This window comes from Methylobacterium sp. CM6257 (assembly GCF_054611515.1).
Genome location: NZ_CM137735.1, coordinates 1,088,872 through 1,103,439, shown reverse-complemented (window position 1 = coordinate 1,103,439; position 14,568 = coordinate 1,088,872). Strand labels below are relative to the sequence as shown.

At 67.9% G+C, this 14,568-nt stretch carries 13 protein-coding genes and 1 pseudogene; 4 read left to right on the top strand and 10 right to left on the bottom strand.

Annotation, left to right across the window (positions count from 1 at the left end):
- Nucleotides 1-69: 69 nt before the first annotated feature.
- Together xth and ACYCO6_RS05325 are read left to right on the top strand one after the other, a co-directional pair.
- Nucleotides 70-864 carry an exodeoxyribonuclease III gene (gene xth / locus ACYCO6_RS05330; RefSeq protein WP_459769993.1) on the top strand — a complete coding sequence of 265 codons (795 nt, stop codon included), beginning with the start codon at nt 70-72 and terminating at the stop codon, nt 862-864.
- A 70-nt stretch (nt 865-934) separates the two neighbouring features.
- On the top strand, nt 935-1,558 hold the full coding sequence (locus ACYCO6_RS05325; RefSeq protein ID WP_459769991.1) for a glutathione S-transferase family protein: 624 nt from the start codon (nt 935-937) through the stop codon (nt 1,556-1,558).
- 24 nt (nt 1,559-1,582) lie between these two features.
- On the opposite strand, the gene ACYCO6_RS05320 is transcribed toward ACYCO6_RS05325, so the two are convergent.
- From ACYCO6_RS05320 to poxB, 9 genes and pseudogenes are all read right to left on the bottom strand, one after another.
- Nucleotides 1,583-2,485 carry a tetratricopeptide repeat protein gene (locus ACYCO6_RS05320; RefSeq protein ID WP_459769989.1) on the bottom strand — a complete coding sequence of 301 codons (903 nt, stop codon included), beginning with the start codon at nt 2,483-2,485 and terminating at the stop codon, nt 1,583-1,585.
- Nucleotides 2,472-4,202, bottom strand: a complete 1,731-nt coding sequence (gene ilvD, locus ACYCO6_RS05315) for a dihydroxy-acid dehydratase (protein WP_459769986.1) — start codon at nt 4,200-4,202, stop codon at nt 2,472-2,474. Before ilvD ends, ACYCO6_RS05320 begins: the two co-directional genes overlap by 14 nt.
- Before the next feature lie 501 nt (nt 4,203-4,703).
- Nucleotides 4,704-5,495 (bottom strand): ethanolamine ammonia-lyase subunit EutC, encoded by a 792-nt coding sequence (gene eutC / locus ACYCO6_RS05310; protein WP_459769984.1) that lies wholly within the window; start codon nt 5,493-5,495, stop codon nt 4,704-4,706.
- The gene (locus ACYCO6_RS05305; RefSeq protein WP_459769982.1) at nt 5,492-6,871 is read right to left on the bottom strand and encodes an ethanolamine ammonia-lyase subunit EutB; all 1,380 of its coding nucleotides are present in this window, start codon (nt 6,869-6,871) and stop codon (nt 5,492-5,494) included. The genes eutC and ACYCO6_RS05305 overlap by 4 nt, the downstream gene beginning before the upstream one ends.
- A gap of 64 nt (nt 6,872-6,935) precedes the next feature.
- On the bottom strand, nt 6,936-7,796 hold the full coding sequence (locus ACYCO6_RS05300) for a transglutaminase-like domain-containing protein (RefSeq protein ID WP_459769979.1): 861 nt from the start codon (nt 7,794-7,796) through the stop codon (nt 6,936-6,938).
- A 123-nt stretch (nt 7,797-7,919) separates the two neighbouring features.
- Nucleotides 7,920-8,525, bottom strand: coding sequence for a LutC/YkgG family protein (locus tag ACYCO6_RS05295; RefSeq protein WP_459769977.1), 606 nt, complete (start codon nt 8,523-8,525; stop codon nt 7,920-7,922).
- Entirely contained in the window at nt 8,522-10,093 is a 1,572-nt protein-coding gene (locus ACYCO6_RS05290) for a lactate utilization protein B (protein ID WP_459769975.1), read from the bottom strand. The genes ACYCO6_RS05295 and ACYCO6_RS05290 overlap by 4 nt, the downstream gene beginning before the upstream one ends.
- Nucleotides 10,090-10,833 (bottom strand): (Fe-S)-binding protein, encoded by a 744-nt coding sequence (locus ACYCO6_RS05285; RefSeq protein WP_459769973.1) that lies wholly within the window; start codon nt 10,831-10,833, stop codon nt 10,090-10,092. Before ACYCO6_RS05285 ends, ACYCO6_RS05290 begins: the two co-directional genes overlap by 4 nt.
- Nucleotides 10,834-10,898: 65 nt before the next feature.
- A pseudogene (gene poxB / locus ACYCO6_RS05280) lies at nt 10,899-12,630 on the bottom strand (ubiquinone-dependent pyruvate dehydrogenase).
- Nucleotides 12,631-12,851: 221 nt separating this feature from the next.
- Between poxB and ACYCO6_RS05275 the strand changes: the two are divergent.
- Entirely contained in the window at nt 12,852-13,244 is a 393-nt protein-coding gene (locus ACYCO6_RS05275; RefSeq protein ID WP_459769971.1) for a DUF2267 domain-containing protein, read from the top strand.
- A gap of 173 nt (nt 13,245-13,417) precedes the next feature.
- On the top strand, nt 13,418-13,636 hold the full coding sequence (locus ACYCO6_RS05270) for a hypothetical protein (RefSeq protein WP_459769970.1): 219 nt from the start codon (nt 13,418-13,420) through the stop codon (nt 13,634-13,636).
- A 12-nt stretch (nt 13,637-13,648) separates the two neighbouring features.
- Here the strand turns inward: ACYCO6_RS05270 and ACYCO6_RS05265 are convergent, their stop codons facing one another.
- Nucleotides 13,649-14,557: a hypothetical protein gene (locus ACYCO6_RS05265; RefSeq protein ID WP_459769968.1), complete on the bottom strand. Its 909-nt coding sequence runs from the start codon at nt 14,555-14,557 to the stop codon at nt 13,649-13,651.
- Nucleotides 14,558-14,568 lie beyond the last annotated feature (11 nt).

The following is a 14,568-nucleotide window of genomic DNA, read 5'->3' as shown; positions in this document are numbered from 1 at the left end:
CGCCAGGATGGCCTTGTCAGCGCGACGCGAAGCGGGGATGACGGCCCGGCGGCGACCGGATGCGAGGCGATGCGGATCACCACCTGGAACGTCAATTCGATCAAGCAGCGGCTGCCGCATCTGCTGGGATTCCTGGAGGAGGCGAAGCCGGACGTGGTCTGCCTTCAGGAGCTGAAATGCCAGGATGCGGCCTTCCCGCGCGCCGAGGTGGAAGCCGCGGGCTACGCAGTCGAGACGGTCGGCCAGAAGGCCTATAATGGCGTTGCGCTTCTGGTCCGCGGGCCACTTGCGATGAGCGAGATCCGGTGCGGGCTGCCCGGCGATGCCGAGGACGAACAGGCCCGCTACATCGAAGCCCTGATCTCGGGCGCGGACTCCAAGCCGGTGCGGGTCGCCTCGATCTACCTACCCAACGGCAACCCGGTGAACAGTCCGAAATACCCCTACAAGCTGGCCTTCATGGAACGGCTTCGGCTGCACGCCCGCGCGCTGATGCAGGATGAGATCGCGGTGGTGCTGGCCGGCGATTACAACGTCATCCCGGAGCCCGCCGATGCGGCGGACCCGGAGGCCTGGCGCTCCGACGCGCTGTTCTTGCTCCAGATCCGGGCCGCGTTCCGGGCGCTCCTCGCCGAGGGCTACACCGACGGCCTGCGCGCCTGCGACCCACGCGACGGGCTCTACACGTTCTGGGATTACCAAGCTGGGTGCTGGCAGAGGAACGCCGGAATCCGGATCGACCACCTGCTGCTCTCGCCGCAAGCCAGCGACCGGCTGGTTTCGGCCTCGGTGCAGAAGCACCTGCGCGGCCTCGACAAGCCGTCGGATCACGTACCGGTGACGGTGGAGCTGTCGGCAGGCTGAACGGCGACCCTATGTCGGTGGGCCGGGCGGCGGATCAGATGCTGCCGCGCCCCGAACACAGGAGTTACGTTTGATCGTCTACGGCACCGGTTATTCGCCCTACGTGCGCAAGGTCCTGGTCTCGCTCGCCGAGAAGGGCGTCTCCTACGAACACAGGCCCGTGATGTTCCACGCGCCCGATCAGGATTTCCAGGCCTGCAGCCCGCTCGGGAAGATCCCGGCCATCGAGGATGACGGCTTCCGCCTCGCCGACTCGTCGGCGATCCTCTGGTATCTCGAGCGCAAGCACCCGACGCCGGCCCTCGTTCCGACCAACCCGCAGGCGCTCGGCCGCGCCGTCTGGTTCGACAAGTTCGGTGACACCGAGCTTTTCGGAAAGCTGATCGTGCCCTTCGTCGAGCGGGTGCTGAAACCCAATATGATGAAAAAGCCTACCGACGAGGGCGCCGTGACCAGAGCCCTCGATGAGGATCTGCCGCCACTCTTCGACTACCTGGAAGGCGAGATCTCGGGCCCGTACTTGGCGGGCGAGGCGTTCAGCATCGCCGACATTTCCATTGCGACCGGCATCTTCAACTTCCAGTTGGCGAAGGCGCAGATCGATGCCGGCCGCTGGCCGAAGCTGGCGGCCTACGTCGCCGCCACGCTGGCGCGGCCGTCGTTCAAGGCCGCCCTGGCCGCCAAAAAAGGCTGAGCCGACGTGCGCAGCCGGCGGCGGTCAGCGCCGCCGCCGGATTGAGCCGACCGTCTGGAGCTGCGACTGGGCCTCGGCCCGGTCGTCCTCGTTCGCAGCGGCCCAGTTCTTGTCGTAGAGTGCCACGATCCAGTCGTCCTTGCGGCCCTCAGCACCCTCCCGCGCGAGGGAGAGCCACATCAGGCCCCTCACGCGCTGGATGGGGATGCCCCCGAGGCCGTTGACCAGCATGTCGCCGAGCAGCGCCTGGGCTGGATGGTGGCCCTTCTCGGCGGCGAGGTTGAACCAGCGCGCCGCCTGCCGCGGGTCGGCCTCGACGCCGGTGCCGTCGAGATAGAGCCGGGCGAGATTGTACTGCGCGTTGGGGTCGCCGTAGTACGACGCCGCGTAGTTGAACATGTCATAGGCGCGCTCGGGATTCGGGCGCACGTAGGTCCCCTTGATCCCCTCCAGAAAGTAAGTTCCGAGGGCCGTGAAGGCGCTGCCCAGAACCGCGGAATTCTGCGGATCGGGCCCGTCGTCGGTGCTGGCGTCGGCGATCCGGGAGAAGAACTCGAACGCCTTCAGGTCGTCATGGGGCACGCCGTCGCCGTCGGCATACATCCGGCCGAGCTTCCACAGGGCCAGGGCATGACCCTGCCCGGCCGCGTATTCCAGAGCACGGGCGGCGCCTTGCTTATCGCCGGCATTGTACTCGCGCATGCCGGCCCGGAGCGCATCCTTGGCGGAGCGGTAGCTCCTGTCCGCCACAGGCACCTGGATCGGCGTACGCACATTGGCATCGAGCGCACGGGGCGCATCGGCCGGCAGAGCGAGCAGAGCGAGGGCCCACGTCGCGGCGGCGAGCTTGGCGACAGACCGGGGTCGACTTGGATCGGCCCCGGCCGGCGTCGCGCGCCGGCTGAGGTCAGTCCTAGACGTCGGCATAGCTCTGCGTCTCCTTGGCACCTCCTGGATGGGTCACGGCGCCGTAAAGCGCCGGGCCGACGCCCTGCGCGTATTTCCAGAGGTAGCCGGAGGTCGCAGTGTTGGTCCGCGGGGTCCAGGCTTGCCGACGCTCGGCGAGTTCCTCGTCCGACAGGGCGACGCTGAGCGTGCCCTGAATGGCATCGAGGGTGATCATGTCGCCGTCGCGGATGAGGCCGATCGGGCCGCCCACCGCCGCCTCCGGACCGACATGGCCCACGCAGAAGCCGCGAGTCGCGCCGGAAAAGCGACCGTCGGTGATGAGCGCGACCTTGTCGCCCATACCCTGGCCGTAGAGGGCCGCGGTGGTGGAGAGCATCTCGCGCATCCCGGGGCCGCCGCGCGGGCCCTCGTAGCGGATGACCAGAACCTCGCCTTCCTTGTAGGTGCGCGACTGAACGGCCTCGAAGCAGGCCTCCTCGCCGTCGAACACGCGGGCCGGGCCGGTGAAGACCTGCTTGTCTGCAGGCATGCCCGCGACCTTCACGATCGCACCCTCGGGGGCGAGGTTGCCCTTCAGGCCGACGACGCCGCCGGTGGGCGTGATCGGCTTGTTGGCCGGGTAGACCACGTCCTGGTCCGGGTTCCAGGTCACCCGATCCATATTCTCCGCGATGGTGCGACCGGTGACCGTCATGCAGTCGCCGTGCATGAAGCCGTGGTCGAGAAGCGTCTTCATCAACAGCGGGATGCCGCCGACCTCGAACATGTCCTTGGCGACGTAGCGCCCGCCGGGCTTCAGGTCGGCGATGTAGGGCGTGCGCCGGAAGATCTCGGCCACGTCGAACAGCGTGAACTCGATGCCCGCCTCGTGGGCGATGGCCGGCAGGTGCAGGGCCGCGTTGGTCGAGCCGCCGGAGGCGGCGACCACGGTGGCGGCGTTCTCCAGTGCCTTGCGGGTGACGATGTCGCGCGGGCGGATGCGCTTGTCGAGCAGCTCCATGACCTTCTCGCCGGCCGTGGCGCAGAACTTGTCGCGGATCTCGTAGGGCGCGGGGGCGCCCGCCGAATAGGGCAGCGCCAGTCCGATCGCCTCGGAGACGGTCGCCATGGTGTTGGCGGTGAACTGCGCGCCGCAAGCGCCGGCGGACGGGCAGGCGACCTGCTCCAGCTCGTCGAGATCCTCCAGGCTCATGTCGCCCACCGCGACCTTGCCGACGGCTTCGAACAGGTCCTGGACGGTCACCGGCTTGCCGCGGAAGGAACCTGGCAGGATCGAGCCACCGTAGATGAAGATCGACGGCACGTTGAGCCGGACCATGGCCATCATCATCCCGGGCAGCGACTTGTCGCAGCCGGCGAGGCCCACCAGGGCGTCGTAGGCATGGCCGCGCATGGTCAGCTCGACCGAGTCGGCGATCACTTCGCGGGACGGCAGAGAGGCGCGCATGCCGCCATGGCCCATGGCGATGCCGTCCGTGACGGTGATGGTGCAGAACTCGCGCGGCGTGCCGTTGGCGGCGGCGACACCCTTCTTCACCGCCTGCGCCTGACGCATCAGCGAGATGTTGCAAGGCGCGGCCTCGTTCCAGCAGGACGCGACGCCGACAAGCGGCTGGTGAATCTGCTCGCGGGTCAGACCCATGGCGTAGAGATAGGAACGGTGTGGGGCGCGGTCGGGCCCCTCCGTGACGTGGCGGCTGGGCAGCTTCGACTTGTCGTTCAAACGCGTCACCATGACCTCAGACCAAGCCTTCGCACAGCCAATCCCGAGGGTGCGATGGACCGCGGCGCGTCGCCGTTCGCGATGCGCCGGAGCAGCCGTCCGCGTCCTCGGGAAGTCCTCGTTTCTGATCGGTAAAGCGTTGTCGAAATTGCCGTTTACCGCGGATCTTGAGGTGGGCCCGGACTATGGCGGGATCGCGGCGTTTGCGGGCAGGTCTCGGGGCGGACCCGGGTTCGTTTTACGGTGTTGCGACCCCGCCACAGCCACGCTTCGGCTGATTTCGCGCATCAGGGTAAAGTCAAGGGTAATGACGGCCACGTCGTAATCGCCGCCGGCGCACGGAGACTTCTCCGCCGGCGCGACATGGATGCCGGTCGCGTGCCCGGGATCATAGGCCCCAGTCGGGCAGCCGGAATGCTTGGCCGTGACTGAGCGGCGCGGCATTCAGAACCTAAAGAATGCTGCTAAAGTTTTAGCCAAGCTCCGGGAATGTCTCGCCTGTGAGGCCGGGATTCAACCCGATGTGCCGGGCAGCCCCGGCAGCGCGGTCGCCGGACTTCCTGAGATCAATGCGCGGTCGCTCTCGTCCTTCAGCGTCACGCCGGTGAGGCCGAGGGCGAGCGCGCGCGCGAGCAGCCAGTCGAGCTTGAACGCCGCGAGGTCGGGCGTCAGGCCCGCCCCCCGCACGTTTGATATGCAGTTCCGCTCGGCATCCGAGCGGCCGGGCCGGGGACCGAAGGTCAGGTAGATACCGAGGCTGTCGGGGGATGACAGGCCGGGCCGCTCGCCGATCAGCACGGCGACGGCGCGCACGCCCAGCGCGTGGCCGATATCGTCGCCGAGCGCCACCCTCGCCTGCCGAGCGATGACGATCGGTGCCAGCGACCAACCGGCCTTCTCGGCATGAGGCCTGAACGCCGCCAGCACCGACGCGGCGTTCTCATGTACGGCCCGCGCCGACAGACCGTCCGCGACCACGATGGCGAGGTCGGCTTGTGCGGCTCGCGCCTGGAGCGCGGCGCGATCCTCGGCTGCAAGCCGGCGGCCGAGATCCGGGCGGCGCAGATAGGTTGTCCGGTCCGGTGCCTCCGAGGCGACCGTGACGGTGGCGTAGCCGAGATCCGCGAAGCCGCGCGCGAGCGCCGCCTCGTCGAGCGGCGCGTGGACCGCGTCGCGGGCCTGTGCATGGTCGAGGCCGAAGCGCAGCACCTCCCGGGTCGGCAGCCCGCTGCCCGCGCGGCCGAGGCCGATCCGGGCCGGCGTCAGGCCGGCGAGCCGTTTCCAGATCGCGCCCGGGTCGCTCATGCGGCGAGGTCCGGTGCCGACGCCAGGAGCGGCGCTTCCGCACCCTGGATCAGGTTGCCCCCACCGTCCGTCAGCCCGATCCCCTGCAGCCACGCCTCAAATTCCGGGGCGCGCTTCAGGCCGAGCACCTCGCGCAGGTAAAGAGAATCGTGGAACGACGTGGATTGGTAGTTCAGCATCACGTCGTCGGCCCCGGGCACGCCCATGATGTAGGTGCACCCGGCCGCCCCGAGAAGCGTCAGCAGCGTGTCCATGTCGTCCTGATCGGCCTCGGCGTGGTTGGTGTAGCAGACGTCGACGCCGAGCGGCACGCCCATCAGCTTGCCGCAGAAATGATCTTCCAGCCCGGCCCGGATGATCTCCTTGCCGTCGTAGAGGTATTCGGGGCCGATGAAGCCCACGACGGTGTTGACCAGGAGCGGCCGGAACACCCGCGCCACTGCGTAGGCACGGGCCTCCAGGGTCTGCTGGTCGATCCCGTGATGGGCGTCGGCCGAGAGCGCCGAGCCCTGGCCGGTCTCGAAATACATGCAGTTGTCGCCGAGCGGCCCGCGCTTCAACGCCAGGGCCGCCGCGTGCGCCTCCTTCAGGAGGGACAGGGTCACGCCGAAACTGGCATTGGCCCTCTCGGTGCCGGCGATCGACTGGAAGACGAGATCGACCGGCAACCCGCGCTCCATGGCGGCGAGCGTCGTGGTGACGTGCGTGAGCACGCAGGCCTGCGTGGGGATCGCATGGCGGCAGATCAGGGCATCGAGAAGCTGGAGCAGGTCGCCGATCGCCTGCACGGAATCCGAGGCCGGGTTGATGCCGATCACAGCATCCCCGCAGCCGAGGGCGAGCCCGTCGAGGATCGCGGCCGTGATCCCCTTCGGGTCGTCGGTCGGGTGATTCGGCTGGAGGCGCACCGCCAGAGTGCCGGGCAGGCCGATCGTGTTGCGGAAGCGTGTAACGACCCGGCATTTCCGGGCCACCGAGATCAAATCCTGGTTGCGCATGATCTTCGAGACGGCGGCGGCGATCTCGGGCGTTATCCCGGGCGCGATCCGGGCCAAGGTCTTGGAGGTGGCGGCGAGCAGGAACTCCCGGAAGTCGCCCACCGTCAGATGCGCGAGCTCCGAGAAGGCCTCCCCGTCATGCCTGTCGAGGATGAGGCGGGTAACGTCGTCCGCCTCGTAAGGGATCAGTGGCCTCGCCAGGATCTCGGCGAGCGATACTTCGGCGAGGCACCAGCGGGCGGCGGCGTTCTCCTCCGCGGATTCCGCCGCGATGCCGGCGAGCCGGTCGCCCGAACGAATGGGGGTCGCCTTGGCCATGAGAGTGGCGAGGTCGGCGAAGACGTGGGTGCGTGGGCCGACGACGTGACGGTAGGCCATGCGGTCTGCTCCTGGGGCAGGATCACCGGATCACAGGATAGGGCGATCCGGTGCGGATGTCCGCTCAGGCCGCACCAGCATGGGGCGCGGGGATCTCCGTCGAGATGGCATCCACCGTGCGCGGCACCGGGCTGCCGAGCCCGTCCGAGCGCTGGATCCGCACCTGCTGATTGACCGGCTGCATGTTGCCGAAGGGCGTCGAGAAGGCGATCTCGGCGGCGTCACGTCCGACGCCGATGCGTACCAGCCCGTCGAGATCGGCCTGCCGGGTCGCGTCGAACAGCCACCAGCGGCCGTCGAGATAGGCCTCGAACACCGCGTGGAAGTCGCTCGGGACGAGGCCGTGTGCGTAGCAGCTCACGAACCGCGCCGGGATGCCCAGCGCGCGGCAGAAGGCGGTGCCGATATGCGCGAAGTCGCGGCAGACGCCGGCGCGCTTGAGCAGCGACTCGTGCGCGGTCGTCTCGCCGTCGCTAGCGCCGGGCTGGTAGGCGATGTGGTCGTGGATCCAGTTGCAAATCTGGTTCACGCGGCCGTGGCCCTTCGGCAGTGCCCCGAACTCCGCTTGGGCGAAAGGCGTCAGCCGGTCGGAGGAGACGAACCGGCTCGGCAGCAGGAACGGCAGGATGTCGAGGGGCAGTTGCCGGATCGGCGTCTCGTTGATCGTTGCGGGATCGGCCCTGTGGACCGTGAGATCCACCTCCGCATTGTAGTCCAAGGCAAACTGGCCGGTGGGAACGTTGACGCCGAGATAGCGGTTCTGGAGGTCGGGCGTGACATAGATGTCGCGCTTCAGATCCGGCGTCAGGACCAGGCTCTCGCTTAGGATCTCGACGCTCTTCAGCTTGGCCACCTCCAAGTTGAAGATGAAGGTGGTGTCCGCGAGGATGTTGTAGGACAGGCTGCAACCGAGAGTGTAGCGCATCGGACCTCCTTGCCGGGCGACGGCCTATCCATCGCCCAAGCAAGGCGCGCGCCCGATCGCCGGTTGCGCGACCCGGGGTCACTTGGTCGGAGCCCAGGGGACGGACTTCCAATCGGTAGGCTGTCAGCCGCGCTCTCCGGCGCCTCTCGGAACCAGAAGGACAGTGAGCGAGCGCACGCCCTGCGCCCCGTGGATCAGCACGCCTTCAATGTCGGCGGTGGCCGAAGGGCCGGTATGCAGCACCGCATAGGCGGCGCGGCCGAATTCCGGCCGCCGGTAGGCTGCCTGCACGTTCGGCAAAATGTCGGCCGGGTCGAGCAGCACGACGAGGTGCTGCGCCAGATAGGCGACCGCATTCACGATCAGCTGGTCCTGGGTGAACAGCACGGAGCCCGTCTCGGCGATACCGAAGACGGCACGGACAACCGCCACGTCCACATCCTCAACCTCCTGCGGATAGCGGATAGCCCGCAGGTCGCGGTTGCCTGCGAGTTCCGGGACCGCGGAGGCCACGACCTTCGCGACGTCGAGGCGCTCACGGACACCCGTGAAGGCGTCGCCGGTGCCGGGCTCCGCAACCCGGCCGCCCATGCGCTTCAGCCGCTCGCCGAATTCGGCCACGAGGTCGTCGCCGACGAGGGGCGCGAACATCGGCACCTCCGGCAGCGGGAAGTCTCCGGACGGCCGGTTCTTGCGGATGTCGGCCAGGATGCTGTCGCGCGCGCTCACCGCTGCGTGTCCTTCATGCGGTTCTGCTTGTACCAGGCGTGGAAGGTCTGGCGCGGCGCCTCAGGCATCTCGCGCTTCTTTCCCCAGGTGTTGAGCGGGTTGTAGACCGCGAAGCGCGGCAGGACCTTGAGCGCGGAATCCGCCGCACCGATCGCCGCCCGGTAGGCGGCGGGTCGGGACAGCACCGCGCCGGCGGCCTTCATCATGCCCTGCTTGAGCGCCGGGATCTGGTGCTCCTCGACCAGCACCTTGCGCCACGCAAAGATCTGCTCGTGGATGTTGATCTTCACCGGGCAGACGTTGGTGCAGGAGCCGTTCATCGTCGAGGAAAACGGCAGGGTCGAGTATTTCCGCTTGTTGAAGGTCGGATCGATGATGAGGCCGATCGGCCCGGAATAGGTCGCCCCGTAGGAGAGGCCGCCCGAGCGCCGGTAGACCGGGCAGGTGTTCATGCAGGCGCCGCAGCGGATGCATTTCAGCGAGGTCCAGAACTCCTCCATGCCGAGGCGGGCCGAGCGGCCGTTATCCACCAGGACCATGTGCATCTCGGTACCCTTGCGGGGTGCGCGGAAATGCGAGGTGTACTGGGTGATCGGCGAGCCCAGCGCCGAGCGCGACAGAAGGCGGATGAAGACGCCCAGATGCTCGACCTTCGGGATGATCTTCTCGATCCCGATCGAGTGGATCTGCAGCGGCGGGACGTTGCCGGACAGGTCGGCATTGCCCTCGTTGGTGCAGGTGACCACCGTGCCGGTCTCGGCGATGGCGAAGTTGCAGCCGGTCATGCCGGCATCGGCCTTCAGGATGTAGGGTCGGGTCGTCTCGCGCTGGCTCTCGGCGAGGTAATGGGCGTCGTCGTTGTCCGGATCGGTACCGAGCGTCTTGGCGAAGACCTCGGCCACGTCGAGGCGGGTCTTGTGCACGGCCGGGGCCACGATGTGACTGGGCTCCTCCTCGTCGAGCTGCTGGATCCGCTCGCCGAGGTCGGTCTCGATGATCTCGATGCCGTTGGCCGCCATGTGGTGGCGGAAGCCGCACTCCTCGGTGAGCATCGACTTCGACTTCACCAGCGTCTTGGCGCCGTGGCTCCTCATGATCTCCAGGACGATTCGGTTGTGATCGGCCCCGTCCTTCGCCCAGTGGACATGGACGCCGTTGGCCTTCGCGGCCGCCTCGAACTGCTCGAGGTAGCGGTCGAGGTGGCTGAGCGTGTGCGTCTTGATCTGCGAGGCGAGTTCGCGCAGCTCCTCCCACTCGGGGATGCCGTGGGCTGAGGCGTCGCGCTTCTTGCGCAGGTCCCACAGGCGCTCGTCATGCGCGGCCTGATGCAGCGGCGCGGCGAGGAAGCGCTCGGCGGCCTCGGCCTGGTCGATCGGCCGGTCGCCGCGGATCTTCGCGCCGCGCGGCTGCGGCTCACGGACCTGCGGCGCGCGGATCGGCTTCGAGGCGGCCTCGGCGTGCTGGAGGCGGCGGCCGTCTTGGGAGCGCTCGCTCTCGTCGTTGCCGGCGCGCACCTCCGGATGGATGACGCCCTCGCGCTCGCGCGGATTGAGATCCTCGGCGCTCATGCAGCGGCTCCGTTTAGCACCTGCGCGATGTGGATGTACTTCAGCGGCAATCCCAGACGTTCAGCGCAGCCCTTCTGGTGCATCAGGCATGAGGAATCCGCCGAGACGACGTATTCGGCGCCGGCCCGATTTTGATCGGCGACCTTGTCATAGCCCATCTTGGCCGAGACCGCGGGCTCGAACACCGAGAAGGTCCCGCCGAAGCCGCAACACTCGTCCGGCCGGGCGAGGTCGACCAGCTCGACGCCCTTCACGAGGCGCAGAAGGTCGAGGGGCTTGGAGAAGTAAGGCTTCACCAGCTCCGAGGGCCGGGCATGGTGGATGCCGCGGAGCGCGTTGCAATTGGCGTGATAGGCGACCTTGTGGGGAAAGTTCGCCCAGGGGAGCGCCTCGACCTTCAGCACGTCGTGCAGGAACTCAACCAGCTCGTAAGTGCTGGTGCGGACGTGCCGGACCTCGTCCGTCTGCGGGATCGCCGTCAGGTGCTCACGTACCTGATGGACGCAGGATCCGGAGGGTGCCACCACGTAGTCGAATCCGGAGAAGTTCTTGACGAACAGAGCCTCCGTGGCGGCCGCTTCCGCGTGGCAGCCGGTGTTGGTCATCGGCTGGCCGCAGCAGGTCTGGTCGTAGGGATACTCCACCGTGCAGCCGAAACGCTCCAGAAGCTCGAGCGTGGCGATCCCGACCTCGGGCTCGAAGGCATCGACGTAGCACGGCACGAACAGGCCGACCCGCATGGTCCGGCAACTCCCTGGATCGCCGTTCCGCTGGTCTGGAACGGTTCGAGACTGATCGAGGGGGTCTATCGGATGAGGTTGGTTTTGGCGAGGTCGAGCACCGCGTCACCGCGTCCGTCCATCACTGCGCGCAGGACATAGAGGCTGAAGCCCTTCATCTGGTGCCCGTCGATCCGGGGCGGCATCGAGAGCTCGTTGCGGGCGGTACGCACGTCGAGGAGCGAGGGACCGTCGAAGTCGAGGAACTCCCGCACCGCCCCGGGCAGCTCGGCCGGATCCTCGACCCGCAGGGCGAAGATCCCCGCAGCCCGCGACATCGCGGAGAAATCCGGATTGTCGAGGGCGACGCCGGTCTCAAGGTAGCCAGCGGCCTTCATCTCAAGCTCAACGAAGCCCAGCGTCCCGTTGTTGAACACCACCACCTTCAGCGGCAGGCGGTGCTGCCGCAGGGTCAGGAAGTCGCCCATCAGCATGGCGAAGCCGCCGTCGCCGCAGAGCGCGATCACCTGCCGGTTAGGCTGTGCCGCCTGAGCGCCGATGCCCTGCGACAGGGCGTTGGCCATGGACCCATGCACCCAGGAGCCGAGGAGCCGCCGCTTCCCGTTCATCTTCAGATAGCGCGCCGCCCAGATCGTCGGCGTGCCGACATCGGCGGTGAACACGGCGTCGTCCGATGCCGCTTCGCTGATCGTGCGGGCGAGGTATTGCGGGTGCAGTGGGCCGCCTGGCTTCCCCGTAGCAAGGTCGTCGAGGCCGGTGCGCGCCTTGGCGTAGTGCTTCAGGCTGGTATCCAGGAAGGAGCGATCGGCTTTCGGCTTGAGCCGCGGCAGGACTGCGCGGATCGTAGCGCCGACATCGCCCACCAGACCCAACTCGATGCGGCAGCGCCGTCCGAGTTCGGCGGGACGCAGATCGACCTGCACGACCTTCGCGTCCTGCGGATAGAACTGCTTGTAGGGGAAGCCTGTGCCGAGCATCAGCAGGGTGTCGCAGGCCATCATCGCCGCGTAGCCCGACGCGAAACCGATGAGGCCGGTCATGCCGACGTCGTAAGGGTTGTCGAACTCGATGAACTCCTTGCCGCCCAGCGCATGCACGATCGGGCTCTTGAGGACTTCGGCGAGCTGAAGCAGGTCGGCATGGGCGCCCGCGCAGCCGCGCCCGCAGAGCAGCGTGACACGTTTCCCGGCATTGAGCAGCGCCGCGAGGGCGTCGAGTTCCGCATCGGCCGGCCGCACGACGGGCTTGGCGGGAATCAGTCCGGCTCGGGGCGCAAGCGCGCGCTTGGGCGCCTCGCGCAGGGCGACGTCCCCCGGGATGACGACGACGGCGACGCCCCCCTCCCCCAACCGCGGCGCGGATGGCGTTCTCGAGAACGAACGGCATCTGCGCGGAGTCTGAGAGAAGCTCGCAGTAATGGCTGCACTCCCGGAACAGCTCGGTGGGCTTCGTCTCCTGAAAATAACCGGAGCCGATCTCGGCGGAGGGGATATGGGCGGCGATCGCCAGCACCGGGCTGCGGCTGCGATGCGCGTCGTAGAGACCGTTGATCAGGTGCAGGTTGCCCGGACCGCAGGAGCCGGCGCAGACGGCCAGATGCCCGGTGAGCTGGGCCTCGGCGGCGGCCGCGAAGGCCGCGGCCTCCTCGTGACGGGTGTGGATCCACTCGATCCGCCCGCGGGCCCTGAGCGCCTCGGTAATGCCGTTCAGGCTGTCGCCGACGACGCCGTAGACGCGGGAGACACCAGCCTCCTGGAGGGTCTCGGCAAAGACATCCGCGACGTTGTTGATGCGCATGGTCCGGCTCCGCATTCGGGAATGATGCGGACAAGTGGAACCCTGTTCGCCGAAGTCACCATGCGCTCGGCAGCCGAACCGGCCGATGCGCGGCGATGGTCCGCAGCGGTGCGATGCGGACACGCCACTCCGCGACGTTCCCGGGCGGACCCGGCCCACGCTTGATTTCCAGCGCCTCAGAGTCGAAGGACGTCTGGAAGCGTTCCGAAGAGATCATGGCCATGGAAGAATTGCTCGCCCGCGTCACCGCCCGCACCGGGCTCGACGCCGCGACCGCGCAGACCGCCATCGGGCACATCCTCGCCTTCCTCCAGAAGGAGGGGCCCGAGGCCGAAGTCAATCAGCTCCTGGCAGCTCTGCCTGGCTCCGAGGCGCTGGTGACCGAATCGAATGCCGGCGAGAGCGGCGGCGGCGGGCTCATGGGCATGCTCGGCGGCATGATCGGCGGCGGCGGCGTCATGGCACTCGGCCAGAAGCTGATGGCGGCGGGCGTTCCGATGGGTGAGATGCAGCCGCTCGGCCAGGAGCTGTTCGCCTTCGGCCGCGAGAAGGTCGGCGAAGACGCGATGGGACCGATCATCGGCTCGATCCCGGGACTCAGCCAGTTCGTCTGACGACCGGTCCACGTGCGTTGCCGCACTGCATTCGTGGATCGCTTGGACAAACGTAAAAAAGAGGTTTCGTGGCGAAAGCTTGGCGGAACCTGTCCACGCGATCCCCGTTATCGGGGATGTGGTTCTATTGGACGCGCTCGGCGTGCCCGTAACCGCACCCAAGCAGGCCGGTTATGCCCGTCTTCGAAGCGAAGAATTTGGACAGCGAGTTCGAGGGGCAGGCGCTCCTCGCCGCAATCCTGCACCCGACGCGCACGGCGCAGACCCGCGCGCTTCGGCATGGCCGCCGCCGCGCCGAGCGCGCAGCCGCTCTCGCCGACCCGATGACGCTTGAGCCGCGCCATCCGCTCACAAGCGACGAGCTCGCCCCGACCCCCTGGGCCACGCGCTGACCCGTCGTCGGTCTACCAGGGCTGCGGCGTGACGAGACCCTGGCGGGTCACGACCACCCATTCGCGCCCGCGGCGCTCGACTCCTTCGACGCGGCCGACCCCCGGCAGGATGTCGCCCGGAGCGACCTCCACGAGGTGACGGCGGCGGTTCTCGAGGATCGCTGTCCCGTCGTAGATGTCGCGAAGCGCCCAGGCATCGATGATGGGCTTCTCCGACGCGGACGGCTTTGGCTTCGCTTCAGCCGGCTTCGGTTCAGCGAGCTTCGCCTCGGTGACCTTGGCGTCCGCGACCTTGATATCCGAGGCCTTCGCCTCCGCGTTCCGAGCCTCAGGCAAGCTTCCCGTCTGCGTCGGCTCGGCCTTTGCAGCTGGCACGGCGGCGGCCCGACGGTCGAGCTGCGCGGCAAGGTTAGCGATGCGGGCATTCTGCTCGCGCTCGACCTGTTCGAGTCGCTCACCGAGCGCAGCGGTCTTGGCGTTCAGGTTTTTGTCGAGCTGCGCGAGACGCTCACCGAGAGCGCTGCTGCGGGTGTTGGCCTCCTTGCGGCCGGTGTCGGTCGAGGCGCGCAGGTCGGCAAGCACCTGGTGGAGCTGCGCAATGTCGCTGCCGAGACGCGCCGTCTCGGTCCGGCCGGCATCGAGGGTGGTGCTGAGCGCGACCACGGCATCGTTGGACAGGGCCGTCGGCCGGGAGAGAGCCATGACTCCGCCGCCCAGCACGGCACCGATCGCCAGGGCGGCAGCCGGAAGGGCGAAGCGATGCAAATCCTGACGTGTGAGCGAGGGAAGCGCGAGGCGCTTGGTGGCGGAGATGTCCGCCCCGGCGGTCTCAGATTGCGGCTGCGGCTCCGTCTTTCCGGTCACCGCGGCCTTCAGCAGGTCGTCCGGAGAGACGGCCTGCTTGGCTTCGATCTTCGTCATCGCCCCCAACT

Excerpts from the sequence above, each read along its gene's own strand:
- ACYCO6_RS05320 (WP_459769989.1), bottom strand. The coding sequence starts at position 2,485 with ATGCCGACGTCTAGGACTGACCTCAGCCGGCGCGCGACGCCGGCCGGG.
- ACYCO6_RS05265 (WP_459769968.1), bottom strand. The coding sequence starts at position 14,557 with ATGACGAAGATCGAAGCCAAGCAGGCCGTCTCTCCGGACGACCTGCTG.
- ACYCO6_RS05275 (WP_459769971.1), top strand. The coding sequence starts at position 12,852 with ATGGAAGAATTGCTCGCCCGCGTCACCGCCCGCACCGGGCTCGACGCC.
- ACYCO6_RS05285 (WP_459769973.1), bottom strand. The coding sequence starts at position 10,833 with ATGCGGGTCGGCCTGTTCGTGCCGTGCTACGTCGATGCCTTCGAGCCC.
- ACYCO6_RS05300 (WP_459769979.1), bottom strand. The coding sequence starts at position 7,796 with ATGCGCTACACTCTCGGTTGCAGCCTGTCCTACAACATCCTCGCGGAC.
- ACYCO6_RS05305 (WP_459769982.1), bottom strand. The coding sequence starts at position 6,871 with ATGGCCTACCGTCACGTCGTCGGCCCACGCACCCACGTCTTCGCCGAC.
- xth (WP_459769993.1), top strand. The coding sequence starts at position 70 with ATGCGGATCACCACCTGGAACGTCAATTCGATCAAGCAGCGGCTGCCG.
- ACYCO6_RS05290 (WP_459769975.1), bottom strand. The coding sequence starts at position 10,093 with ATGAGCGCCGAGGATCTCAATCCGCGCGAGCGCGAGGGCGTCATCCAT.
- ACYCO6_RS05270 (WP_459769970.1), top strand. The coding sequence starts at position 13,418 with ATGCCCGTCTTCGAAGCGAAGAATTTGGACAGCGAGTTCGAGGGGCAG.
- eutC (WP_459769984.1), bottom strand. The coding sequence starts at position 5,495 with ATGAGCGACCCGGGCGCGATCTGGAAACGGCTCGCCGGCCTGACGCCG.
- ilvD (WP_459769986.1), bottom strand. The coding sequence starts at position 4,202 with ATGGTGACGCGTTTGAACGACAAGTCGAAGCTGCCCAGCCGCCACGTC.